Raw genomic sequence first — 24595 nt, 5'->3', positions numbered from 1 at the left:
GCCAATTCGCGCATCGTATCGGTCGACAATGCGGGCATGTCACTTACGGACGACACGGTCGATACGGACGGCAAAGGGCTCGAAGCAATGCGCGATGCGTCGCAATGGCAGGACAACATCGTTTATTCCAACGCGACGCTCGAAAACAACGTACCCGTTCCGGCCGAAGGTCTCGTCGACCTGGATACGCGAGCAGGCGGCTCGATGCCGGTCATCGCGACGCGCGAAGGATGGCGGGTGCGTACCGTCGGCATGGTCGACATCGCCCGAGGGTCTAACGGTGTGCGCGGAGAGCAGATCTTCACGCTCGATCGCATCGAGGATGGCGAATCGGGAGAGAGCAGCGGCGAACAATCGTGAAGGGAGAGCCTACGCACTGTTAATCGTGACCATACCCCGTCTCGCCGCGCACCTTGCCACGAAACACCCAGTATGACCAGATGACATAGAGGATGAGGACCGGCAACACAAATGCTGTTCCGATCATGAGGAACTCGTGCGAAACTGGCGCCGCCGCTGCTTGCCAAAGCGTAGTCGACGGTGGCGCAATATACGGCCATAGGCTGATGACCAACCCCGAAAAAGACACGAAGAAAAGCCCGACGGAACAGACAAACGGCAGCAGTATGCGTTGGCTGCGCGCGCTGTGGACGAGCAGTGCGGCGAGTGCCAGCGTCACGATCGGCACCGGCGAGAAGAACACGATGTTCGGCCAACTGAACCAGCGATTCGCAATGCGTGGACTCATGAGCGGGGTCCAAAGGCTGACCGCGGCAATGAAGACGAAGACAAGTACCATCACCCGCTGCGCGACATGACGCGCCCACTGTTCGAGCTCCCCTTCCGTCTTCATGATGAGCCAAGTGGCACCCTGCAGCGTGTAGCCGGCAATAAGACCAAGACCCGTGAAGAGGGGGAACGGCGCGATCCAGTCCCAGCTCGTACCGATGAATCGGCCCTCGGCTTGGGTGAAGCCCTGGATGAACATCCCAAGCACGGTACCTTGCGCAAAGGTGGCGACGAGCGAACCTAAGCAAAACGCAATGTTCCATAGCCGCTTGTTCGCGCGCGGCACGTGTCGAAACTCGAAGGCGACACCGCGAAAGATCAGGCCCAGCAGCATGAACAACACCGGAAAGTAAACGGCCGGAATGGCGATCGCAAATGCCACGGGGAACACTGCCGCCAAGGCGATCCCGCCGAGCACGAGCCACGTTTCATTGAAGTCCCATACGGGCGAAATCGTCTCGACCATCAAGTCGCGATCGCGTTCGTTGGTACGCGCAAGAAAGAGAATGCCGACACCAAGGTCGAAGCCATCGAGCAGGATGTACATGAGCACGGAGAAGCCGAGTATGGCCGCCCACAGCGGGACGAGATCAAGCGCTTGCATCGTCGCCTCCGGCACCAGTTGGCGGCGCAGATGTTCCAGCGACCGTGTTCGATGCGTGGCTGACGGCTGAAAGTGGTCGGGCGCCGCGCTCTTTCGGCTCCAAGACCGCACGGTCCTCGTGGCCACCGGGGCCGATTTCGACAAGCCGCCTCATGAGAACCAGCCCCGTGCCAAAAATCACCAGATAGCTGACTACGTAGAGCGAAAACGAAAGCGCAACGTCGCTGGCGGTCAGTGAGGGTGTCACCGAATCGGCCGTTCGCATGAGGCCATACACAGTCCAGGGCTGGCGACCGACTTCCGTCGTGGTCCATCCCGCAATCACGGCGATGAAACCGAGCGGGATAGCAGCACGGCAAAGTAGAAGCCAAGTTCGGCTCGTATAGAGCCGATGTCCGCGCCACAGAACGAGCCCCCAAACGACGATGACAAACATGAGAACGGCAACGCCCACCATCACGCGGAAAGCGAAGAAGACGACGAAAACGGGGGGCTGCTCGTCGCGCGGCCACGCCTTAAGACCGACAACTAGCCCATTAGGATCATGCGTGAGGTAGATGCTTGCGAGAACGGGGATGGAGACTTCGAAACGATTGGTCTGCGCATCCTGGTCCGGAATGGCAAAGAGTGTGGCCGGGACGCGCCGGCCTGTTTCCCATAGGCCTTCCATCGCCGCAAGTTTCGCCGGCTGGTGCGCAAGCGTGTTGAGGCCATGGGCATCGCCGAGCGCGATTTGCAAGGGCACGGTGAACGCGAGAAAGACGAGCGACATTTTGATCATCAACCGGCTTTCCTCACGAGCACGTTCTTTCAGCAAATAATGTGCACCAACGCCCAATATGACGAATGCCGTCGTGACGAGAAAGGCTGTTACCGTATGTGAGAGCCGATACGGAAGCGATGGAGTAAAAATAATGGCCAGCATGCTATCGGGCACAAACTTGCCATTGATGAGGTGATAGCCGCGCGGCGTTTGCATCCAGCTATTGACCGCGAGGATCCAAAACGCAGAAAGCAGCGTGCCAAGCGCCACTAACACTGCGGATAACACATGCGCCCACTGAGGTACGAGCTTGCGGCCGAACAGCAGCACGCCGAGAAACGCGGATTCGAGAAAGAAAGCCGTCAACACTTCGTACGTCATCTGTGCGCCGATTGCGCTGGACGTCGCCGCCATAAAGCGGCTCCAGTTGGTGCCGAACTGAAACGGCATGACGATGCCCGACACCACGCCCATACCGAACGACACCGCAAAGATTCGTAGCCAGAAAGCCGACAACCTCCGGTAGACATCGCGTTTCGTAGCCCACCACAAGACCTCCAGTGTCGCTATGTAACAGGACAAGCCGACAGTAAAGGCAGGTAAAAGAATATGAAAAGCGACAACCCACGCGAATTGAAGCCGGGACAGGACGAGTGCGCTCATAGCAATGAGACATCAATAATGTGTAGGAAAAAACAGTGAGGTGCTCCGCGGGATTGCAGCAAAAGCAATACCGGGTCGCTGTTCTTTCAGCATTCGCCAGTCAATCTGCGTTTTCGAGCGGCGACGGAGCTAGTGCCGCGGCATGCTCCATCCGAACACACTGAGCGGCGATGGCAAGCTCGCCCACCGATTGCAGGCAGCCTCTTTTACATCCCATGGCGCGAGATTCGCCACTCATTATTTGTCACTTGCCTTGTAATCGCCCCTTCATCTCTCGCGTAATCCGTTGCTTGACGCGCCAGTATTCAGCCCACGGATCTACGCTCAGGGTGCCGAGCCGCTCGTGCACGTTGGCCACCGTCCACTGCGCACCGCCCGTGGTGCGCTCGAGCTCATCCCAGGTGAGCGGAACGGAGACCCCCATTCCGGGCCGTGCGCGAGGCGAGTAAGCGACGATCGTGCTTGAGCCGCGGTTGTTTCGCAAATAATCGATGAAAATTCGCCCGCGCCGATTTTGCGCACCCATCTTCGCACTGAATCGATCGGGCAACGTCGAGGCCATATGCTGCGCTGCCGCTTGCGAGAAATCCCTCAATTCATCCCAGCCCGCATGCCTTGCAAGCGGTACCACGACGTGAATTCCCTTTCCGCCGCTCGTTTTGCACCACGCTCGAAGACCAAGCTCCTCGAGCAGAGAGCGGGTCAATAATGCCGCCTCGATCATCCGCTCCCAGCCAAGCGCCGGATCAGGGTCCAGGTCGAACACAATGCGATCAGGCTTCTCCAGATTCGTCGCGACCGCGTTCCAACTATGCAGTTCCACTGTTCCCATTTGCGCGACACCGACGAGCGCGGCCATGCCCTCGATTGTCAGCAGCGGCGGATGTCCAGGATCCAGTCCTTCATGCTGCGTCACGTGCGGAATCTCGAGCCGGCTCGTATGCTTCTGGAAAAACAGCTCACCGTCAATTCCCTCGGGAGCACGCACGAGCGCAACCGGCCGTTCTTTCAAATGCGGCAGTATCCAGGGTGCCACGGCATGAAAGTAATGCACGAGGTCGATCTTCCGAAAACCTATCGACTTATCCATCACCCTGTCCGGATTGGAAATCCGAACCCCCTCGACAGTTTCGCTGACGGCGCCCTTGCGTGCGCGTCCGCTCGCCTTCGTTGCCGGGCCTCGATTCGAGCGGGAAGGCGCAGATTTATTTGGCTTTTGGGATGCAACACTGCCGGGAGTCTCATGTTCCATGTCGGCTCCTTTTCCCTGTAACTCCCGCACGATCTCCCGCGCGGGCTTGTCACGCCTCAGGCCGATGAACGACGCCTGGCGCACAATGCCTTCGCTCGTCCATTCCGAGAATTCACATTCCGCCACGAGCTCGGGCCGCACCCAATGAACCGGCGTGCGGCTACGCTCACTCGGCATCTCGGCGAACGGCATGCGTTTCGTTTCCCTTTCGTCGAGCGCTTGCTTGAGTGCGCCGAGCGTCTCTGTGTCAAACCCGGTTCCGACACGGCCGCAATAGCGCAGCTTTCCTTCTTCGTCGTAAACACCCAGCGCCAAGGCGCCGAAAGCGAGACGGCTTCCCGATGGCTCGGTATAGCCTCCAATGACGAACTCCTGCCGCCGGCGACACCGCAGCTTGACCCATGCCCTACTCCGCGTCGACACATAATGGCTATCGAGCCGCTTCCCGACGATGCCCTCCAGGCCCATCTTGCAGGCGCTTTGAAAAAGCGATTCGGCGTCGAGCGCGAAGTCCTCAGAAAACCGGACGATCTCGTCATCGGCCTTTTCGATCAGCGCCCGTAACAGCGCGCGTCGCTGAACGAGCGGAACCTTGCGCAGATCAAAGCCGTTGAGGTAGGGCAGATCAAACAGAAAAAAGACGATCGCCTGTGGCCGGTTCGCGTCGAACGCATTTTGCAAAGCCTGGAAGCTCGGGATGCCGCACGAATCGAGTACCGTTGCCTCGCCGTCGATCCACGCGCTTTGCACGTCGAGCTGCTCGAATGATTCGCACTGCTTACCAAAGTTCTTCGTCCAATCGAGTCCATTGCGCGTAAAAATGCGCACGGGCTTAACGTCATCCCGATCGATTCGCGTCAACATCCGATAACCGTCGACCTTGATCTCGTACGACCAATCATCGCCGTCGGGCGGCGTGTCGATAAGCGTCGCGAGCTGAGGTCGCAGCGCCTCAGGTATCGGCGCCTTGACGGCGCCCTCGATGCAGGGATTTGCGGCGAGAACGCGTAGCGATTCAGCGGTGCGCGTGGCGACGATATCAGGACGCCTCGTCTCCTTCGCACCCGCATGTAGCGCCTTTGCCGGAACGGCGAGCCGGCCCGCATCGCCCTTTACGGTGTCTTTCGTTTTGGCGCTCGATCGTTCAACCTTGTCATCGGCGCTGCTCGCGGAAACATTTTCCCCGTTGCCCGCCCTCGCAGTTCTACGCCTGCGCCTGCCATCCGTTGGCTGGGGTTGCTCGGCCATGACGCTGCCGGGCCGTTGCTCAATGATGTCGAACTCCGTTTCGCTGCGTGCATCCTCATCGCGCTCTTTGATCAGCAGCCATTGCTCCTTTTCGCCACTGCGCGCGCCGCTGTCCATGCCGCTACGGACGAGCGCCCAGCCGCCATGCAGCTTTTCACCATCCAACCGGAATTTCAGCCTGCCCGCTGCATACGCTTTGCGTGCCTCATTGATGCCGCCCACGGGCTCCCACTTACCCCGATCCCAAACAATGACAGTACCGGCGCCGTAATTGCCCTCGGGTATCTCGCCTTCAAACGATCCATACTCGAGCGGGTGATCTTCGACGTGTATCGCGAGCCTTTTGACGGAGGGATCGAGACTAGGGCCTTTGGGTACCGCCCACGAAACAAGCGTGCCGTCGAGCTCGAGACGAAAGTCGTAGTGCAACCGCCGCGCGTGATGTTCCTGGATCACAAATGAAAGTGCATGGCGCTCGCGCTTGGCCGCCGTCGTGCCCGCAGACGCGCTCGTTGGTTCGCCTGAAGGCTCCGGCGTCCTGTCGAAGCGGCGTTTTCGCTGGTAGACGTTAAGTTTTCCCGGCATCGTCGTCGCCTATTTTCATCGAACAGTTCATGCACGCGGGCGGCAAGACTATCAAGCCGCCGCATGCTTGCCTTTGCCTTTACCGCGCCCCAGACTGCGCTTGAGCAGTTCCGAAAGATCCAGGACGTCCGCCGTTTCGCGCACCTTTGCCGGTGCGCTCGCCGCTTCGCTGACTTCCCGGGTCTTGCCCTCGCGCACCTTTTTGTCGACGAGCGCCAGGATTTCCTCTCGGAACGTGTCGCGGTATTCGGCCGGATTCCATGGCGCGGTCATATCCTCAATCAATTTTTTGGCCATGTCGATCTCGCGCGCGGACACGCCTGCTTTTTTAGCGTCCACCGGTGGCAGCGCATCTTCTTCGATGCTCAGTACCTCGCCGCCCCAACGCAGCGTATTAAGCGCAAGCACGGGCCCTGCCGGAATAAGCGCAGCCAGATGCTGCTTGTTGTGCAGCACCACATTGGCAATGCCGATCTTCGACGTTTGCGCGAGCGCTTCGCGCAAAAGCGCATAGGCCTTCTTCCCCTGCCGCTCGGGCACGAGATAGTAGGGCGTATCGAGATACAGGAACGAAACCGAGTACGCCTCGACAAAAGCCACGATGTCGACCGTCTGTGTCGATTCAGGGCTCGCGGCACGAATTTCCTCATCGGCGAGCAGCACATAGTGCCCCTTTTCGTACTCGAAACCCCGCACGATGTTTTCGCGCTTCACCTCCTTGCCGGTGCGTTTGTTGATCTGCTTGTAGCCAACGGGATCGGCCGTCTCCTTGTCGATCAAATTGAAGCTGGTGCGCTCCGGCCGGGTGGCCGTCTGCAATTGCACGGGTACATTGACGAGCCCGAAACTGATCGCTCCTCTCCAAATTACGCGTGACATGGCAGCTCCTTCTGTTTAGCGCCTGTTCACGCAACAGGCCTTTGAACGGTAGTGCATGAAATGACACGCGGCGGCGGCCGTGAAACAAAAAAACGTCAGGACTTTGCGCTGTGCTGAGGCTTGCCTTTTTGCTTTGTCGAGGCAAATTCCTCGAGTTGCTTTTCGTTCATCGACTTGTGCATCGATTTCGACGCTCCCTTCAGCTCGCTAGCCTTGCGCTCCCCGCGCTTCGCCGCGAGTGCCGCACCGGCCGCCATTTGCTGCGCCTTCGATTTGGCTGGCATTTGATCCTCCTCCTGCAATGCGACATGCATGCCGTCAGCGATGGGCAGGCGTACTACGCGGCCGAACGTCCGGCGACCTGCTGTTCGCGGGCTGCGCATCGAGCGGCTCGACTTCCTTTGTCGGGTCGAAGTCCGCCCAGCGGCCGTGCTGCCAGCGTCCATGCGCACGCTCAACCTCGACGCTACCCGCCTCGCGCAGCACGCGAGCCGCTGCTTGCTGATTCTCAGGATTCACATGTACCGCGACCAGCACGCCTGATTCGCGCGATTCGTGAAACACAGCTTCGTCGGGCGCTTTCCCGCCACCGCGCGTATGCGTCACTGCGCCGATCAGTGATCCGAGATAAGCCCCCACCCCCGCGGCCACGGCCAGCAGCAGAAAGGGGGCTGAAAGCGCACTGAACAGCACAACACCCACCACTGCGCCAACCACTGCGCCGATCACGCCGCCCTTGCCCGCTCCGTATGAAGCGCGTGCCGCCTGCGGATCCGCGTATTCGTCGCCGCCCACGGCGAAGCGTGCGTGCTGGCCGCTCGGGTTGACAAAAAACAGCGTGACGTCCTCTTCAACAAAGCCGTTATCGAACAACCGGCGGGCCGCCGACTCCGCGTCCGAAAACGTCGTAAACCGGCCAGCGACAATGAGCGACATAACTGAACCTCCCTTACCTCCGCCCCCCGAAAATCATCGACGCAATCGTTTCGCAGTCCTGATTAACACGATGTCCTCCAACTTCCCTTCGAAAGCGCTCGCGGCCGGCACTACCGCCTCACGCCGCTCTCCCATGTTGCGCGAGCCGCTCGATGAGCGTCCGATTGAATGCCGGAATGTCGTCCGGCTTGCGACTCGTAATGAAGTTTTCGTCTTCCACGACCTCCTGGTCGACCCACGTCGCGCCTGCATTGCGCAAGTCATCTTGCAGGCTCGGCCAGCTCGTCATCGTGTGACCTTTGACGATCCCGGCCGAGATTGGCAACCACCCGCCATGGCAGATCACTGCGACTGGCTTATGCGCGCTATCGAACGCTCGAACAAAGGCTTGTGCTTCGGGTAGCGTACGAATCGCATCGCCGTTGACGACACCGCCCGGTAAAACGACGGCGTCATAGTTATCCGGACTCGCACGATCGAACGTGAGATCGACAGTCACCGTGCTGCCACGGTCAGTATGTCGGAAACCCTGGATAAAGCCGGGCTTCTTCGAGATGACGTGCACAGTCGCCCCGGCTTCCAATAACGCGCGCTTCGGCTCGATCAGTTCCGCTTCCTCGAAACCGTCCATCGCCAACATCGCGACCTTGCAACCTTCCAACTTCTTAGCCATGAATCCAACTCCTCGAATAGGTGAGCAGGCAGTCAACCAGTGCCCATTGAGCGCCCATCAGTAAAGAACAGCAAGGCACGCGCCCGCTTCAAACCGGTTTCGTCTTGTCCTCGAACCCCGCAAGCAGATCTGCCATGTCGTCGGCATGCTCTTCCTCCTGAGCCAGGATGGTCTCCATGACGCGGCGCGAGGTCGGGTCGTACTCGCCGAGGTATTCGACGATTTCGCGGTAACTGTCGATTGCCACGCGCTCGGCCACGAGGTCTTCCCTGATCATGTCAACGAGCGAAATGCCTTCGACATACTCGGCGTGACTGCGCATGAGCAGCCCCTCGGGCGAAAAGTTCGGTTCGCCGCCAAGCTGGACGATCCGCTCGGCCAAGAGATCGGCATGCTCAAGCTCTTGCCTCGAATGCTCGATGAACTCGTCGGCGACGCTTTTCGAATCGATGCCTTTGGCCATGAAGTAGTGCCGCCGATAACGCAGCGTGCAGACGATCTCCGTCGCAAGCGCATCGTTCAACAGCTTGAGGACAGTGTCGCGATCCGCCTTGTAGCCGGCCGTCACCGCGCCCTCCGTAATGTGCTCGCGCGCACGCCTGCGAATCTCCTGAACGTCGGTCAAGAATGGTTGATGAGCCATAGTTTTCTCCGTTTGTTGTGCTGACGAAATACCTAGCGCGTGCCGATTTCGAAACCGTCAGCATGCAATACAGCTAGCTCTGGCATTCCGCGTGCCAGGTCGCTCACCCGGCTCAAGCGGCGGCGAGGCATGAGGCATGGCAATTGCGGTTTTCAAGCTGGTACGAATAGCGCGAATTCTTATTGGATCGTTGTAGAAAGGAATACCGATGCCTCGTTCGTCAGAATTGCACCCATCGACCCGCCACGGCTCCCACTCTCCGCGTCGCCAGCGCGAGCAGACACGCGGCACCCAAAAGACGCCGCGCCGCTGGTCACACGAGGTGATGCAAAAAAGCGATGCGCTCGATCTCGAAAGCGGAATTTTCAAATCAGGCAACGCTGAGGAAATCGCGCAATCGCTCAAGCAATCGGCGCTCGCCAGCCAACGCCGTCGGGGCACGCCGTTTCAATCGGCCATGTCGATGTTGAACTTTTACGTGAACCGCGCCGGCAAGAACCTGCCGAAATCACGCCGTCGCGTGCTCGAAAACGCGAAGGGAAAGCTGCGCGAGGCGTTCGGCCGCTCTCGATGAGCCACGGCCATTTCGCCCGTACGCCGCCCACCGCATGCACGAAGCCATCTGGTTCCTGATCGTCGGCGGCCTTTGTGTCGGGATGGGCGTCGCGAGTTCGTTCCTCAAGCCGTTGCCCGTGACGGGCGCAATGCTCTATCTCGCGGCGGGCTTCGCACTTGGCCCCGACGGGGCCGGAATGCTCTCGCTCGACATCATTCATGATGCCCACCTCGTGCGTGTGCTAAGTGAAGTTGCGCTGCTCGTCTCGTTGTTTGCCATCGGGTTGCGTTTGCGTCTGCCGATATCGGACAAACGCTGGGCGCTGCCACTGAGACTCGGCGTGCTCGGTATGATTGTCACGGTACCGATGATTGCGTTGGTCGGCGCATGGGGGGGCGGCCTAGCATGGGGCTCCGCGTTTCTTCTCGCCGCGATGCTCGCCCCGACGGACCCGGTCTTGGCGCACGACGTGCAGGTGCGTGATGCCAACGACCAGGATATCGTCCGCTTCGCGCTATCCGGTGAGGGTGGGCTCAACGACGGGATCGCACAGCCGTTTGTAATCGTCGCCTTGATGGTCTGTACCGGTGAGCTCATCGATCCACGCTCGACGCCACTTCTGGCACTCGCCGGCGCGACGGCATGGGGCATCGCGGGCGGAATCGCCATAGGGGCAGCGCTAGGCTTTGCGACAACGCACACCGTAACGTGGCTGCGTACGCACCATGCACAGGCACTCGGGTTGGAAGGATTTTTCGCGTTGGGGCTGATCGGTCTTTCGTACGGCGCGGCGCAGCTGACACACGCGTATGGTTTTCTTGCCGCGTTCGCGGCCGGCGTCGCCATGCGACGCGTCGAGCATCGTGCGACGGGCGAGCGCTCGCCGCAGGACGCGATCGGCGTACTGGATCCAACTGACCCGTCCGCGACGGCAGCGCATCCTGACAAGGCGCACGCCTACATCGCCGAGACCGTGCTCCGCTTTACTGTTGAAATCGAACGAATCGCCGAGATGGCAATGATGATCGTCGTGGGCAATCTCCTCGCCACACTGGACGCTCCACTTTTTACGTGGAAAGGTGTTGGACTGGCACTTGTCTTGTTTCTCGTCGTGCGACCGTCAGCGGTCGAATTATCTCTGCTCGGATCGCCCGTTCCACCCAGAGCACGCAGACTCATGAGCTGGTTCGGTATTCGTGGTGTAGGCACAATCTACTACCTTGCCGACGCCCTCGAGAAAAATCACAGCGAACAAGTGCGAGCGCTCGCACCGCTCGCGCTCGCCGTCGTCACAGCCTCTGTTTTTGTGCACGGCGTTTCGGCAACGCCACTCATGAATCGGTATCGACGCTCTCGCATGAAGCACGAGGCCAGACGCAGCTGATTGTTCACTGGTTTGAGAGGTACTCGTAGCGTACGGAGTTCGACGAATCGCCCAGTTGCCTCGTCAGTTCGCATGAGGCCAACTGTCTCGAACGAGCTGGCCATCGGTGGCCCTCTCGAGAACGCGCAGCATCAACTGCGGTGTAAGGGGTTTCGCACAGTGCGCGTCGAACCCCGCCTCTCTCGCGCGCTGCCGGTCGAGCGACGACGCATAGCCGCTGCAAGCGATGAGCAAGATATGCGCTGTGCTCGAGTCAGCGCGCAAGCGGCGGGCTAGCTCAAGCCCATCCATGCCAGGCATCGCGATATCGAGCAGCGCCGCGAACGGTTGCCAGTCCCGAGCCATTGTGCAAGCTTCGAGTGGGTCGCTGGTCGCGCGGCATTCGAAACCGTCGGCGTCGAGCAAAAGTTGCAATGCCTCGGCCGCGTCATGATAGTCGTCGACAACCAGCACGCGGCGATGGTCGACCATCGCCGGCTTGAACGTTCCCCACAGCACCACGTCTTCATTGGCATCGCCTTCGCGAGGGTCGTTCACATGCAGCTCCCGTTGTAGCCGTTACCGGCAACGGTTTATTGCGATGCAAAATGCGAACCCGCCTGATCAGGTACAAAAAAGCATGCGCATTGCTGTCCGTTCTGGCAGGATAAACGTCGGGTCCGCACGTTTGACCCAGTACGGGACGCTGCATTTCGGTGAAGCAGATCAAAAAAGGAACACGCGATGAGAGCCTCTACTGCGGCATCGCATCTCGCGCTCTCCACCCTGCTGAGCGCATCGTTGCTGCCAACGCCGGCGGCAGCGCAGACCCCTTCTCCGCTCGCGGAATGGCAATTTTCGGCCGGCATCATGCTCGAGCAAATGTTTACGCCGAACATGCCCACGTGGCGAATCCGCCTCGGCCCCGGAGTCGTCTTCCAGCCACGTTACGACGGTGCCGACAGCTATCACGTGATAGCCGGACCCAGCATCGACATCCGTTACCGCGACCGCTACTTTCTTTCCACCGGCGAGGGGCTCGGGGTCAACCTGCTGACCGGCCCGAATTGGCGCGCAGGCTTCACGGTTTCCTATGAACTCGGCAGGAGGTCGGCGGACGATCCCGATCATCTGCACGGGCTGAACAACATCAATCCCGCGCCGTCGGCCCATCTGTTCGGCGAATACGTCATTTCCAAGTCGTTCCCACTCGTCATCCGTGCTGACCTGCTTCGTGACGTCGGCGGCGACAACGGCTGGATTGGCGATTTGGGTGCTTACATGCCGATGCCCGGCAGCTCTGAGAAATTTGCGTGGTTCGCGGGCCCGACGTTGACGTTCGCCGACTCGCGCTACATGAATAGCTGGTTCGGCATCACGCCGGCAGAAGCAGTAACTTCGGGACGCGCAGCCTATAGCGCGTCCGCAGGCATGAAATCGTTCGGCTTCGGCATCGCGGCAACGTGGATCCCAGCCAAGCACTGGTTCGTGAGCGGCAACGTGGCATTCCAGCAACTCGTTGGCTCCGCAGCGAAGAGCCCGATTACCCAAAGCGCCGGCTCTGGTGTGATAGAAGTTTCAGTCGACTATCAGTTCTGATTGCCGCCGCCGAAACTTCGCTAACCGCGTACGCAGACGACCAGGGCCGCTCGTCGGGATCACTGCCGCCGCACTGTCTGCGTTACGGGAGCCAAGGCGATGAAGGCCATACAGGCAGGGTTTTTGCATCCGGCTATCTATCGAAATGCGCGAGGCATGTGCCGTGCAGGATAGAACAGACAGTAAAACGGACGAGCGAGAACGTGCCGTGGGCGCAGGCTCGATAAACGCCGTGTCGATCAGCGTGGCGGTGCCATGACCTTTTTTCTCGTCGCGCTGAACATCGCCGGCTTTCTTTTGGAAAGTGCCTTTGCGAAGCCCATGATCGAGGCTTTTGCATTGTGGCCACCCGAATCAGTCAGCGTGCCCCGTGCATCGCCATTTCACCTCTGGCAGATCGGCACCTACAGCTTGCTGCACGCAAACTTGGCTCACCTGTTCTTCAACATGTTCGGGCTTTATATGTTCGGCCGTGACGTGGAACTGGCGCTCGGACGCATGAGGTTACTCGCACTCTACGCGGCAAGCGTCATCGCTGGTGCCCTCGTGCAACTCGCTGTGCTGCTCGCATCACCGCCCGCCGGTTACCCGACTGTCGGTGCATCCGCGGGCGTCTTTGGCTTGCTTGTGACTTATGCCGTGCTGTTTCCGCGACGTCGGGTCGTCTTGCTGTTTCCCCCTATACCAATGCCGGCATGGCTATTTGCGACAGGCTATGCGGCAGCCGAACTGTTGCTTGGCGTAAGGGCCGGGACGAGCAGCATCGCGCACTTGGCGCATCTGGGCGGCATGCTCGGCGCACTCATCTGTCTCCTTCTGTGGCCACGGCAGCCAATCGATCCGCGACGTTTCAATTGATTAGCTTTCCCGAATCCACGAAGAGCCTCACAGTGATGTGCCGTCGTTGATTTGCGGCAATGAGAGCGGGAGCCGGCGCGCATATCCGTTGGCGAATGTGCGCGCCGGACACAATAGAGGCGGTTATCGGGGATATCTGCCAATCGACGTACCTGCTATAAGAGGTTGCGCATTCGCGCCGCGCAGCACGTCGGGCTACGCCACGCACTGGGGCTGGCGCATGGCCCGAATGCAGTATGCGGGACGTGCCCCGTGCGCCGTCATGCTGAGACCGTAAGTCGAATACGGTGCATTCGCGATGGCACGAATGCAATAGGCCGCTGACGATGTGCCCTCGGCCATGGGGCGAATGCAATACGCAGTTGACGAAACCTGTGTCATCGGTCGAATGCAATAGGCCGAAGCCGACGATTCCGTTGCCGAACGGATGCAGTAGGCAGCAGCCGATGAATAATCCACCTCCGAGCGAATGCAATAGGCAGCATTGGATGAATCAACCGTCGACCGGATGCAATACGCTGGCGCCTGCGCCGCCTCACCAAACTCGCGCATGAAAAGCGCATGACTGCGATGTGCGGCCTCTTGCAGCCGCGCCTCGTCCTCGGGGCCGTCGATGCCGATATACGGGTCGTGATGCATGAAATGGCCGAAGATCCGCTCGCAATCGGCGCCATAGCGCTGTGTGTCGAGAATGTGCATATGCCAGAACTCGTCGACTTCCTCACTCGGTACGACCGGCTCCTCCGGATACTTGGCGGCCACTTTCAGAAACTGCCGATAGCCTGCTTCGGCGCGCGCCACGGCCTGCGCCGTCATCTTGCCATGATGCCGGTGCAGCAACTTCGCCTTGATTCTTTCGAAGTCGAGCGCATCGATCTCGCGCCACATGGCGGCGACGTCATGTCCACGCTGTTGCATGGTGGTTCTCCGTCTCAGGTGTAATACGAACGTCCGGGATTGGCACCGGGTTTGTCCGCGGGGGAGGATTGCGACGGCCTGTCGCAATCCGGGTGGATCGGCCGATCGAGAAAGACCCTCATGTCGCCGGCGCCTATGGGACGGCTGAAGAAATACCCCTGTACTTCATCGCAGCCTTCCTCGCGCAAAAAGTCGATATGCGCTTGTGTTTCGACACCTTCGGCAATGACCGTCAAGCCGAGACTGTGACCAAGCGCAATGACGGCGCTTGTAATCTGGGCATCGCTATGGCTTTCCGGCAAATGACGAATAAATGACCGATCGATCTTGACGGTGTCGATCGGAAAGCGATTCAGATAGGCGAGCGAGGAGTAACCCGTGCCGAAGTCGTCGATCGACAAGCGCACCCCCGTCTTCTTGATATCCGCAAGCCATCTCACTGCCTGCTCGGGATGACGCATGACCATGCTTTCCGTCAACTCGAGTTCCAGCAAGTTGCCAGGCAGACGTGCGTCCTTCAGCGCCTCGAGAATCGTGTCTTGCAAGCACGAGTCCGCGAACTGCCGCGCGGAGAGATTCACGGCCACCTGAATGTCGCCAACGCCGCTCTCGCGCCATTGCGCTGCCTGACGGCAAGCCTCGCGTAACACCCAGGCGCCGATCGGCACGATGTCCCCCGTTTCCTCGGCCAGCGGTATGAAATCGCTTGGCATCACGTGCCCGAGGGTGGGACTGTTCCAGCGAATGAGCGCTTCGACGCCGGTGCATTGGTTGGTTCTCAAATCCACCCGGGGCTGGTAGAACAATACAAATTCGTCGTTTTGCAAAGCCTGCCGCATGCATGCCTCCATCTGCACACGCCGCTGCAACGACATGCTCATCTGGCGCATGTACATCTGGTAGGTATTCTTGCCACGCTGCTTCGCGCCATACATCGCAATGTCTGCGTTCTTCAGCAACGTCTGCGCGTCGCGCCCATCTGTGGGGAACGCGCTCACACCAATGCTCGCACTCACTTGCAGCTGCATGCCGCTCACTACCACTGGATGCGCCAGCGCCGCCTGTATGCGGTCTATCGATGCGAACACGTCCGCTGGCCCGTCTCGACGATCCGTTAGGAGTACGATGAATTCATCGCCCCCAAGCCGCGCGATCATATCCGCTTCCGGCACACGACTATTGAGCCTGTCAGCCACGGCGCGCAAGAGCTGATCTCCAACGTTGTGCCCAAGCGAGTCGTTGATATCCTTGAACCGATCGAGATCGATGAAGAGAACGTAGAGTGTCAATTTATCGGCATCGGCGCGCGCCAAGGCATCCTCGAGATGCACCTTGAACATGAGACGGTTCGGGAGACCGGTCAAGACATCGTGATTGGCGAGGAACTGCAAGTTGTTTTCAGCCCTACGCCGCTGCATAAAATGGCTCATCTGACTCGCAATCGATTGCGCCATCACGAGCGCCTGAGGCTCAGCATGGCGCCGTTCGCACGCATAGAATTCGGCCACTCCGAGCACTTCGGTGCCCGTGCGCAGCGGGAATGAAAACGCCGTGCAGATTCTGCCTTCGCCGAACCATGAGAAAGCGTCCCGTTCGACGGCCCACCGCGGTAACGCAGGTACGGTTTCTTCGGCCAGCACATCGAGACTGCGCGCGCGTAAGCGCGGCTTTAGCGTACCAACGGAGGTCGAATAAAAAGGTTGCAGCCGTTGCTCGTGCCCAGCCTGCGTTGGCCAGAACGCGCCCGCATCCCAGTCCATGCCTTTCGTCAGCAGTGCAATCAACTCCGCAAACACATCAGATTCGTTCGTAGCAGTAGCGAGCTTGAGCGTAAACGCATGCTCGAGTTCACGCGCGCGGTCGATCGACTTTTGCTTGGTGATTTCGAGAGCCGTGCCGCGCAATCCTGTGCCACCCTGTGCCGCGCATGCATGACCGATAATGCGGAGCCACCCTGGCCTGCCTCGCATCGAACGATAGCGGCATTCGAGCTCGAACGGTTCCCGGGATTCGAGCGTGAGTTGCAAATGGCGCCATAGCACGCGGCGATCGGATCGCTCGATCGCGCGCAGTAGCATCCGCAGTGTCGAAGCGCCAGTCCGCCTCCCAAGCAGACGTGCCATCTCGTGCGAAACGTGTACGGTGCCGTCGCTCAGATCGACTCGCCAATCGCCAAGTCGTGCGATGCGCTGCGCCTCAGCGAGCGCCCGCTCACTCTCACGCAAGTCGGCCGTCATGACATCGGCCACCTTCACTGCGCGCGAACGCGAACTCGACAACGCATACGTCAATCCCGCCAGCAGCAAACTGATAAGGAATCCTGACCATATTGCCAAGTTAGGCAGATAGCGCTGCGAACCCATCAGGACTGCCGGATCTGCCGAGAACGCGATCACCCATAGCCTTCCAGCGAAAAGCTGTGTTGCGAGCCGATTCAATCGAGGTAGTCTTGCTGACGCCCCGCCCCAGGCATGACCGCCTTCGCGAACGCCAGCGCCCGACGCGGATGCGGCGACAGATGCCCCTACGACGCTGTCGTATAGCAAGTTTTCCGGCGAGGGATCGGTTTCCTGAGAATGGACACTGCCGACATCGTAGATGCGATAGTTCATGACACGCAGCGTCTCGGCGCTAAGAAGCCCCGCCATCATGTCGTTAATGCGAATGCCAGCGCCCACTGAGCCCACATAGGCTCGACGGCGTTCGTCGACCGTCACCGTCGGCATGCCCCTCAGATAGACGGGTAGACGCATGGCGAGGCCGACGTATCGCGCACCGCGCTCAGCATAGAGACGGCGTCCGCTGCTGACCGCTTCGCCCGAATCCCGCAGTGCTTGCACTGCGTCACCCCGCCCTGGCATGGCTTCGAGATCGATGCCAATGGTGGACGCATTCGATTCGAGCGGCTCCGCGTAGGTCAATATTTCGTGGGTAGATTGCCGGGACGGGGGGCGAACTGAAAACTGCACGCCCGCGCTTTTCAGCTTTACGTCGACACGCTGCCGAGCAACGAACGCGGCAAGGTCCCGATCATGCACGTAGTACGCGCAATTCAGAGTCTGAAAGCCCGGGTAACGCCCGGGCAAATCAAGGCCCAACACGAAGTCGCGAAACTCGTCACGTGTTACTTGAGAATCGGCGCTCATCAAGGCGCGCATCGTGACAAGCACATCCGAGTAGAGACGCACGCGCGTGGCGATTTGCTGTTCGACGCTGCGCGAGTCGTTGTCGAAACGCAACCTCGCCTCACGCTGGACGAGTGCGGCGAGCAGCCCGTGAACTACGAACGTAGCGGCGAGCCCGAGCAACAGCACGCCTAACGCCCACCCCATCGCATAGCGTTCACGGCAAAAACGTCGCACACGATCGAATTTTTCGCGCACCACCCTCTCCAGGCGATGCCGAACAGCATCGCGCCGCGAACCGTTAACCGAACCCCTCCACGCTTGTGCGCGGCACTGCAGCCATCACGTTAGCTGCTGTCGTTTTGTTAGGAGAATAACGTTTTGCCTTACCGATTCAACGGACGAAAACCCTATCGAAACAAACCCCAACAGTCGTATGAAGTAAACCATCGGTTATTTAAAGCGCTAATTCATTGCAAAACTAATTATGCGGTCGAGCCGCACCCCAGCCTGAGGCCGATGCTGAAAAGTTGCTTAGCTGATTCAGCGGATTTAAAACGTATGCCGTAACCCAAGCGAGAGGACGGTCTGCCTGCTCGACGACGATGCAGGAAGCGTGAACAATTGCGCCTGAACACCGGCGCTGGCACGCAAGTTGACAAGATTCAAATACACGTCGGTTCGCTTGGAGAGCAAGTAGTCAGCGCCCGCGACAAACTGATTCCAGCCCATGCCTGCCAGCGTTGAACGAGCATAGCTGCCTGCTACCGAAAACGCAGCCGTGATCAAATACTTTACGCCGGCCTCCATGATATGCAGCGACGCTCGCTCGCCGTTCTGCTCTAGTTCGACCATCGTAAAGAGCGCATGCAAAAGCGCCGGACCTGCTTGATAACTGGCACCGAAGCCAGAGCCTGTGAGTTTGTCGAAGGTTTGAAAGCGCGGCAGTAGCCCAAGCGACGAGGTTCCGACTAGCGGGGCACCGAGCACCGTTGTGCCGATGCCGAAAGCGGCCGTGAAATCATGAATCTGGACGTAGGCGGCACCGGCTTTGAAATCACCAGCATGATATGACGCGCCGAAACCAAAGGCGCTATGCGACGAAAGGCTTCCAGGTTGGCCGCCGAACGCATACAGCGCACCAAGCTGCACGCCAGAAAATTCCGGTGTGACATAGCGCACGGCATTATCGATGCGTTCAGCGCCGAGACGGTCGAGATCGCCGAGATGGAAGGCGAACACGGACGGCGTCAGCATCCCCGAAGAAAAGCCGGCGAGATTGGTCGTCATGAAATCGTATTGGCGGCCGAGCGTTAGCGTGCCGAAACGATTGCTCTGCAAGCCCACAAAGGCTTGCCGTCCAAATTCCAACCCACCTTGGGAGAACCGGCCGTCATTGAGGGTGAAGCCGTTTTCCAACCGGAATATCGCGCGGTTGCCGCCGCCGAGGTCCTCGCTGCCGCGCAATCCCCAACGATTGGATTGTGCCACCCCGCTTGTTTGAGACCAGACATGAGCGCCCGCGACATTGGTGACGTACGCCAAGCCGCCGTCGACGATGCCGTAGATCTGCATGAGATTGTCCGCTCGGGCACTGCCAGCCAATGCGCAAAGCATGGCGCAAACTGTCCAGCGTTTCATGACTTCCCCCAGTGGCGCGGCTCTCTTTGGTATTCGGGCAGAGCGGCGCTGTCTTCGTGTCGGGGATGGTCCGGTGCAAGCCTAGTCGGTCCCAACCGTCACCCAAACTGACAATAGTCAAAAAGTCAGACTTTTTAAACTACTGGGAACGGTCTCAGCTAAAAAGGAACAGTTTTTCCACGAAGAAAATGCGGGAAGAATGTTTGCCACCGCAAGGCGATCTCGGCCGGCGCGCATTGAGCTTGGGTCTCGCCCTAGCATCCGCGCAGCAGCCGCCGAAACTCAGGCAGAACGGTGCTCAAAAGCCATAAAGAGGCGTCACCTCAGGCGCGAAGTGATTCGCTCAGATCATCGACGCTGAAGGGCTTGTGGATCGCACGCCAGCCGAAAGGCAGCGAGTCGTCGAGCTCGATCGGATCCCCTGATGCGAAAACAATGCGCAAGTTGCCATGCACCCGGGTGGCGCGGTGTGCGAGCTCGACTCCCGTCATATCAGGCAGGTGCATATCGGTAAGCAGAACATCGAAGCGTTCGCCCTCAAGCATCTCGAGTGCCTCGTGCGCACTGATCGCCGTGTGCGGGTCATGACCGAGCATGCGCACGATTTCCGTGACCGCATCCAGCGAACCCGGATCGTCGTCAACAACCAGAATGTGGCGCGATGGTGCTTGTGCAGAGGAAGATTGTGCCCCTGCGGTAACCTCGGTCGTCGTGAGCACCGCAGGATGCGGCCTGTTCACCGCGCCCAGCACATCGCGAATTTTACGTGCGAGCTCCTCGCGGCCGTAAGGCTTGGAAAGCAGTTCAACGCCGGGGTCGAGGCGCCCGCCATGCACGATGGCATTTTGCGTGTACCCCGACGTAAACAGCACCTTCAGTTCAGGCCTGAGCGACTGCGCCCGACGAGCCATCTCAGCACTGCTCAGCGAGCCAGGCATCACGACATCGGTCAACAACAGGTCAATATGCGCGCCGCTCCGAAGGATTATCATCGCCGCAAGCGGGCCATCGGCGCACAACACCGTGTATCCAAGTCCGGAAAGCATTTCGACGACGGTTGCCTGCACCGTGCGATCGTCTTCGACGACAAGCACGGTCTCATTGCCGGCCGTCGCCGTCGAGTTGTGCGTAGCAAGCACAGGCTCCGCTTCGGCCTCGAGCGCACGCGGCAAATACACCTTGATCGTCGTGCCGTGCCCCACTTCACTGTAAATCCTGATGTGCCCGCCGCTCTGCTTGACAAAACCATACGCCATGCTGAGCCCGAGACCGGTGCCGCTGCCCTCTGGCTTGGTGGTGAAGAACGGTTCAAATGCCCGATCGATGATGTCCTGCGTCATGCCCGCGCCCGTATCGGTGACTGCCAGCATGACGTATTGTCCGGCACTCAAATCGGTGAGTGCCGCGACATACCGATCATCGAGGACCGCGTTGGCGAGCTCGAGCGTGAGCTTGCCTCCCCGCGGCATCGCATCGCGCGCGTTGATCGCCAGATTCAGGATCACGTTTTCGAGCTGATGCGCGTCCACGAGCGTATTCCACAAATCGTCTCCGATCATCGTTTCAAGGTGAACGCGTTCCCCGAGCGTCCGACGCAGCATGTCATCCATCGCGGCCACAGCACGCGACAAATTCACGACACTCGGTTGCAACGGCTGCCTGCGGCCGAACGCCAACAACTGCGATGCCAGCTTGGCTCCTCGCGCCAGCGCTTCGAGCGCATTGCCAATGCGCTGCCCGCACCACTCATCAACCTTGTATTGGTTTTGCAGCAGCTCGAGGTTGCCGCGGATCACCTGCAACACGTTATTGAAGTCGTGAGCGACACCGCCGGTCAGCTTGCCGATCGCCTCCATCTTTTGCGACTGAAAAAGCTCCGCGCGCGTCTGCTCAAGCTGTTCGGCCGCGCGCCGCCGCTCGGTGATGTCGCGCGTCACCTTCGCGAATCCGATGAGATTGCCATCGTCATCATGAATTGCATCGATCACCACGTGGGCAAAAAAACGGCTGCCGTCGCGCCGCACGCGCCAGCCCTCAGCCTCGAAGCGGCCTTCCCGTGCAGCCGTGGCAAGACCGACTTGCGGCACACCGGCCTCGCGGTCTTCGGGCGTATAAAAGCGTGAAAAATGAGAGCCGATGATTTCTTCGGCGGTGTAGCCCTTAATGCGGCGTGCTCCCGGATTCCAGTTCGTCACATACCCTTGTGGCGAGAGCATGAATATCGCGTAATCGGTCACGCCTTGAACGAGCAGACGGAAACGTCGCTCGCTTTCGATCGCCGCTTCGTGTGCGGCGCGCTTATCGCTGACATCGCGCACCACTTGCACGAATCCGATCATCTCGCCGTCGGGCCCGTGGAGCCGGGTGAATACGGCATTGGCCCAAAACGTGGAGCCATCCCGACGCAGACGCCAACCTTCGGCCTCATGACGACCGTGCATGCGCGCGGCCTGCAATGCCGCCTGCGGTACGCCCGCCGCGCGGTCGGCTTCCGTGTACAAATGAGAGAAATGCTGGCCGATGACTTCCTCGGGCCGGTAGCGATGAATATGCTCGCCGCCCGCGTTCCAACTCAAGATCGCGCCGCTCGAGCTCAGCAGCGAAATGCAATAGTCGGTTGTCGCTTTCTCCCAGATGGAAAGCCATTCCCCGTCGGCCGGCACGCTTGGCAGGACACCCGACACTTGACCTCCCGATAACAGCTGCACTGCTGCCAACGATGCTTGTGGCACGACTCCTTTCGGCCAGACAAATGGGCCGAAACAAAATGCCCCCTATCCGCCGAACAATACAGGCAAGGCCACGCAGCGCGAGTTAAGTGTGAGAACTCTTTCGGAAGATACTACGGCAACACGCGAAAGTACGGGTCCGTTACATATTCGCGGTCTCGGATAAGCCAAGCCCGTAATTGGCCGTGCGACACGCAGCCTTCTTGGTGCCCTCGCATTCGCGACGCCGGCCACGTTGCCGTCGGCCGGTGTGGCGTGTGCGCGCCGTCGAATGGCAAAGACACAAGCGCTCGTTACGCCGCGCGTCCAACGCCTTTCGATGGCGTAAAGAGCCGCAGTCCGCTTGCAACGCACCCCGCACCGGCGAAAACCGCTCCGCACGCCAGTGCGAGCGTCGGCCCATGACGTCCTGCGATACCGAAGCAAAGCGCCACCAAGGCGGCACCCGTCGTCTGTCCAAGGAGCCGAGCGGTGCCGATAATCCCACTTGCGCCGCCACTACGCTCGGGCGGCGCGCTTGACATGATGGCTTTCAGATTAGGCGATTGAAAAAAACCAAACCCCGCGCCGCATATCGCCATCCTGATGGCGATCGTATTGACGGTCGGATGAGCCGGCAGGAGCGCAAGCGACGCCATGCCGACACCGAGCACAGCTAGCCCGATCGCGCCCAGAAGACCCGGCGAATACCGATCCGACAGCTTCCCGGCGAATGGCGCGGCCAGCGCGACGACCACGGGCCAAGGTGTCATTAAAAAGCCGGTTTCGACTTGACTGCGATGCAATACGTCCTCGAAGAAAAACGGCAGCGATACAAAGGCAAGCCCTTGCGCCGCAAACGAGCAAACCGCAGTGAGGGCCGACAGCGCAAACACCGGCCGCGCGAACAAATCGATCGGCAGCATCGGCGCGGGATGGCCCGCTTGGCGGCGCACGAGCAGAATGCCGAAGACCACTGCAATCGCAGCAGCAGCCAAGACGTGCAATGCCGGCTCGCGCTGCGCCGCTTCACCGAGAGCGAAGATCAGCGAAGCGAAGGCGATGACGTTCAACAAAGCGGCCACCGGATCGAAGCTATGCGCGCCGCGTTTTGTCTGTGGCAACGCAGGCAGCGCGAATGCGAGCGCGATGATGCCGAGCGGTACATTGATCGCGAAGAGCCACGGCCATGCGCCCATCGAAAGAATGATAGAAGCAGCCGTTGGTCCGATGGCCAGAGACACACCCACCGTCAGTGCATTCAAACCCATGCCTTGCCCAAGTCGCTCTGGCGGGTACAGGTGGCGGATGAGCGCCGTGTTGACGCTCATGATCGCGCTTGCGCCGAAGCCTTGCAAAATGCGAGCCGCCGTAAGCATGGGCAGCGTGGATACAACCGAACAGGCCAGAGATGCGACCGTAAAGACCGCCAAACCGCCAATGTAGATGCGTCGGTGCCCGACGATATCGCCCAGCGCGGCGAACGGCAGCATCGTTGCGACAATGGCGAGTTGGTAAGCGTTGATGATCCACACCGATGCCGCGGGTGCCGCGTGCAGATCGGCGGCAATGGCGGGCAAAGCCGTGTTTGCGATGGCCGTATCGAGCGTCGCAAGCGCGACGGCCAAAAGTACCGCGGCCATGCCGCGACGGCTTTTGCCCGACATGGATGAATGGACCGCGGATGTGCTGGCGTCGGAAGCGGAGGTATCGGACAACGGGTAACTCGTCGATGGTTTGCCGGCCCGGACGTGCCCGACGAATCAGACCTCATCGAATTCGGCAACCGGCGTTTTTTTCAAAATGCTTTCTGTCGGCGTGCCAACGGCAAAACGCGGCGACCGCGCGATTGTTGCAGAATTTCGTGAGGTGCGCAGCGTCGCCTTATTCACGGCTCTTTTATCGAACCCGTCACAAGCCGGTAATGGTCAGCAAAGCGCCGCCTCTTCCGCCTCTTCCTCCTCGTGCTGCAGCGGATCAGCCATTGGCCTTGTCGCGTTTATGGGCGCGTCGCTCACCGTGTTGATCCATTCACGGTCAAAGTGCTTTACGAGGTGACTGATGAAACTGCGAATTTTCCCGTTAGCGGCGCGATGGCGCGGGTAGGTCACGTTCATCTCGAAGTGCGGCAACTGATAGTCCGGCAATACCTGCACAAGGTCACCGCGTATTATCTCGTCGGCGACCATGTACGCCGGCAAAATGGCGATGCCTAGACCACACAGCGCGAACTGATGGAGCATTGGCGGGTTGTTCGTTACAAGAATACTCGTTGGGCTCGCCTGTATTTTGTCAGCGATGCTCGTGAATACGTAACGGTCCGCGGACTCCGAAGACAAACTCAGGCAGGCGTGCTCGGCGAGCTCAACGGGATGCGTTGGCACCCCGTGCTTATCGAGATAGCTCGGGGTTGCGCACACAACTCGGGGGCAACTCACAAGTCGCTGCGTCACCGCGCTTTCGCTGGCTGTCTGCAGCGCAATGCCGATGTCAACCCCTTCCTCTGCGGGGTCCACGCTGTCATCGACGAAGAAAAGGTGCGGTACGACTTTCGGGTGTTGCGTCACGTACGACTGAACCGCGGGCAAAACCGCTTTCACGTCGAGGCTGACGGATGCGGCGATCCTGAGTTCACCGGAAAATTCGCCACTGCCTGTCGCGACGGACTGATCCAGTTGCTGAATGTCATCCAGGATCTGCCGCGCACGCTCGAGATAAAGGCTTCCAGCTTCCGTTAGCGACACACTGCGCGTCGTGCGGTTGAGCAGACGTGTGTCGAGCCGGTCTTCAAG

General features: G+C 59.8%; 20 protein-coding genes. 5 read left to right on the top strand and 15 right to left on the bottom strand.

Annotated features, from left to right (window positions below; all coding sequences use genetic code 11):
- On the top strand, positions 1-360 hold a 360-nt coding region (locus tag VL598_RS07855; RefSeq protein WP_325326137.1), incomplete at its 5' end, for a DUF3005 domain-containing protein.
- Positions 361-379: 19 nt separating this feature from the next.
- Here VL598_RS07855 and cydB read toward each other — a convergent pair.
- The 8 genes from cydB to VL598_RS07815 all read right to left on the bottom strand — a co-directional run bounded on the left by cydB (position 380) and on the right by VL598_RS07815 (position 9035).
- Positions 380-1393 carry a cytochrome d ubiquinol oxidase subunit II gene (gene cydB, locus VL598_RS07850; RefSeq protein WP_325326136.1) on the bottom strand — a complete coding sequence of 338 codons (1014 nt, stop codon included), beginning with the start codon at positions 1391-1393 and terminating at the stop codon, positions 380-382.
- A complete protein-coding gene (locus tag VL598_RS07845) occupies positions 1380-2825 on the bottom strand; it encodes a cytochrome ubiquinol oxidase subunit I (protein ID WP_325326140.1) in 1446 nt (481 codons plus the stop codon). The genes cydB and VL598_RS07845 overlap by 14 nt, the downstream gene beginning before the upstream one ends.
- 238 nt (positions 2826-3063) lie before the next feature.
- Positions 3064-5904: a DNA ligase D gene (gene ligD, locus VL598_RS07840; RefSeq protein WP_325326135.1), complete on the bottom strand. Its 2841-nt coding sequence runs from the start codon at positions 5902-5904 to the stop codon at positions 3064-3066.
- 51 nt (positions 5905-5955) lie between these two features.
- The gene (locus VL598_RS07835; RefSeq protein WP_325326134.1) at positions 5956-6783 is read right to left on the bottom strand and encodes a Ku protein; all 828 of its coding nucleotides are present in this window, start codon (positions 6781-6783) and stop codon (positions 5956-5958) included.
- Between the two features lie 95 nt (positions 6784-6878).
- Positions 6879-7067, bottom strand: a complete 189-nt coding sequence (locus tag VL598_RS07830; protein ID WP_325326133.1) for a DUF3008 family protein — start codon at positions 7065-7067, stop codon at positions 6879-6881.
- A 34-nt stretch (positions 7068-7101) separates the two neighbouring features.
- Complete coding sequence (locus tag VL598_RS07825) at positions 7102-7719, bottom strand: hypothetical protein (protein ID WP_325326132.1); 618 nt, start codon at positions 7717-7719, stop codon at positions 7102-7104.
- 118 nt (positions 7720-7837) lie between these two features.
- The gene (locus VL598_RS07820) at positions 7838-8392 is read right to left on the bottom strand and encodes a type 1 glutamine amidotransferase domain-containing protein (protein WP_325326131.1); all 555 of its coding nucleotides are present in this window, start codon (positions 8390-8392) and stop codon (positions 7838-7840) included.
- A gap of 88 nt (positions 8393-8480) precedes the next feature.
- The gene (locus tag VL598_RS07815) at positions 8481-9035 is read right to left on the bottom strand and encodes a ferritin-like domain-containing protein (RefSeq protein WP_325326130.1); all 555 of its coding nucleotides are present in this window, start codon (positions 9033-9035) and stop codon (positions 8481-8483) included.
- A gap of 208 nt (positions 9036-9243) precedes the next feature.
- Here VL598_RS07815 and VL598_RS07810 point away from each other — a divergent pair, with 208 nt between their 5' ends.
- Positions 9244-9609: a DUF3175 domain-containing protein gene (locus VL598_RS07810; RefSeq protein WP_325326129.1), complete on the top strand. Its 366-nt coding sequence runs from the start codon at positions 9244-9246 to the stop codon at positions 9607-9609.
- A 34-nt stretch (positions 9610-9643) separates the two neighbouring features.
- Complete coding sequence (locus VL598_RS07805) at positions 9644-10975, top strand: cation:proton antiporter (RefSeq protein WP_325326128.1); 1332 nt, start codon at positions 9644-9646, stop codon at positions 10973-10975.
- 63 nt (positions 10976-11038) lie between these two features.
- Here the strand turns inward: VL598_RS07805 and VL598_RS07800 are convergent, their stop codons facing one another.
- Positions 11039-11512, bottom strand: a complete 474-nt coding sequence (locus VL598_RS07800) for a response regulator (protein WP_325326127.1) — start codon at positions 11510-11512, stop codon at positions 11039-11041.
- A 186-nt stretch (positions 11513-11698) separates the two neighbouring features.
- Between VL598_RS07800 and VL598_RS07795 the strand changes: the two genes are divergently transcribed.
- Both VL598_RS07795 and VL598_RS07790 read left to right on the top strand, forming a co-directional pair.
- Positions 11699-12553 (top strand): MipA/OmpV family protein, encoded by an 855-nt coding sequence (locus tag VL598_RS07795; protein ID WP_325326126.1) that lies wholly within the window; start codon positions 11699-11701, stop codon positions 12551-12553.
- Between the two features lie 255 nt (positions 12554-12808).
- The gene (locus VL598_RS07790) at positions 12809-13411 is read left to right on the top strand and encodes a rhomboid family intramembrane serine protease (RefSeq protein ID WP_325326125.1); all 603 of its coding nucleotides are present in this window, start codon (positions 12809-12811) and stop codon (positions 13409-13411) included.
- Positions 13412-13606: 195 nt separating this feature from the next.
- Here VL598_RS07790 and VL598_RS07785 read toward each other — a convergent pair whose 3' ends face one another.
- The 6 genes from VL598_RS07785 to VL598_RS07760 form a co-directional block, all read right to left on the bottom strand.
- Positions 13607-14329, bottom strand: coding sequence for a hypothetical protein (locus VL598_RS07785; protein ID WP_325326124.1), 723 nt, complete (start codon positions 14327-14329; stop codon positions 13607-13609).
- Positions 14330-14343: 14 nt separating this feature from the next.
- Positions 14344-17712, bottom strand: coding sequence for a bifunctional diguanylate cyclase/phosphodiesterase (locus VL598_RS07780; RefSeq protein ID WP_325326123.1), 3369 nt, complete (start codon positions 17710-17712; stop codon positions 14344-14346).
- A 294-nt stretch (positions 17713-18006) separates the two neighbouring features.
- Positions 18007-19095: a porin gene (locus VL598_RS07775; RefSeq protein ID WP_325326122.1), complete on the bottom strand. Its 1089-nt coding sequence runs from the start codon at positions 19093-19095 to the stop codon at positions 18007-18009.
- 323 nt (positions 19096-19418) lie between these two features.
- On the bottom strand, positions 19419-21779 hold the full coding sequence (locus VL598_RS07770; RefSeq protein ID WP_414718677.1) for a hybrid sensor histidine kinase/response regulator: 2361 nt from the start codon (positions 21777-21779) through the stop codon (positions 19419-19421).
- 338 nt (positions 21780-22117) lie between these two features.
- Positions 22118-23470 carry an MFS transporter gene (locus VL598_RS07765; RefSeq protein WP_325326138.1) on the bottom strand — a complete coding sequence of 451 codons (1353 nt, stop codon included), beginning with the start codon at positions 23468-23470 and terminating at the stop codon, positions 22118-22120.
- A gap of 261 nt (positions 23471-23731) precedes the next feature.
- Positions 23732-24595 (bottom strand): LysR family transcriptional regulator (locus tag VL598_RS07760; RefSeq protein WP_325326121.1); only part of this gene is annotated, 864 nt, incomplete at its 5' end.

Origin of the sequence: Trinickia sp. (genome assembly GCF_035492435.1) — a bacterium.
Taxonomy (GTDB): Bacteria; Pseudomonadota; Gammaproteobacteria; order Burkholderiales; family Burkholderiaceae; genus Trinickia.
The sequence above is the reverse complement of the archived record's forward strand: the minus strand, read 5'-3'. Positions and strand labels throughout refer to the sequence as shown.

Coding starts and splice junctions, on each gene's coding strand:
- VL598_RS07820 (WP_325326131.1), bottom strand. CDS start 8,392: ATGGCTAAGAAGTTGGAAGGTTGCAAGGTCGCGATGTTGGCGATGGAC.
- cydB (WP_325326136.1), bottom strand. CDS start 1,393: ATGCAAGCGCTTGATCTCGTCCCGCTGTGGGCGGCCATACTCGGCTTC.
- VL598_RS07830 (WP_325326133.1), bottom strand. CDS start 7,067: ATGCCAGCCAAATCGAAGGCGCAGCAAATGGCGGCCGGTGCGGCACTC.
- VL598_RS07825 (WP_325326132.1), bottom strand. CDS start 7,719: ATGTCGCTCATTGTCGCTGGCCGGTTTACGACGTTTTCGGACGCGGAG.
- VL598_RS07775 (WP_325326122.1), bottom strand. CDS start 19,095: ATGAAACGCTGGACAGTTTGCGCCATGCTTTGCGCATTGGCTGGCAGT.
- VL598_RS07805 (WP_325326128.1), top strand. CDS start 9,644: ATGCACGAAGCCATCTGGTTCCTGATCGTCGGCGGCCTTTGTGTCGGG.
- VL598_RS07815 (WP_325326130.1), bottom strand. CDS start 9,035: ATGGCTCATCAACCATTCTTGACCGACGTTCAGGAGATTCGCAGGCGT.
- VL598_RS07790 (WP_325326125.1), top strand. CDS start 12,809: ATGACCTTTTTTCTCGTCGCGCTGAACATCGCCGGCTTTCTTTTGGAA.
- VL598_RS07785 (WP_325326124.1), bottom strand. CDS start 14,329: ATGCAACAGCGTGGACATGACGTCGCCGCCATGTGGCGCGAGATCGAT.
- VL598_RS07835 (WP_325326134.1), bottom strand. CDS start 6,783: ATGTCACGCGTAATTTGGAGAGGAGCGATCAGTTTCGGGCTCGTCAAT.
- VL598_RS07810 (WP_325326129.1), top strand. CDS start 9,244: ATGCCTCGTTCGTCAGAATTGCACCCATCGACCCGCCACGGCTCCCAC.
- VL598_RS07795 (WP_325326126.1), top strand. CDS start 11,699: ATGAGAGCCTCTACTGCGGCATCGCATCTCGCGCTCTCCACCCTGCTG.
- ligD (WP_325326135.1), bottom strand. CDS start 5,904: ATGCCGGGAAAACTTAACGTCTACCAGCGAAAACGCCGCTTCGACAGG.
- VL598_RS07765 (WP_325326138.1), bottom strand. CDS start 23,470: ATGTCGGGCAAAAGCCGTCGCGGCATGGCCGCGGTACTTTTGGCCGTC.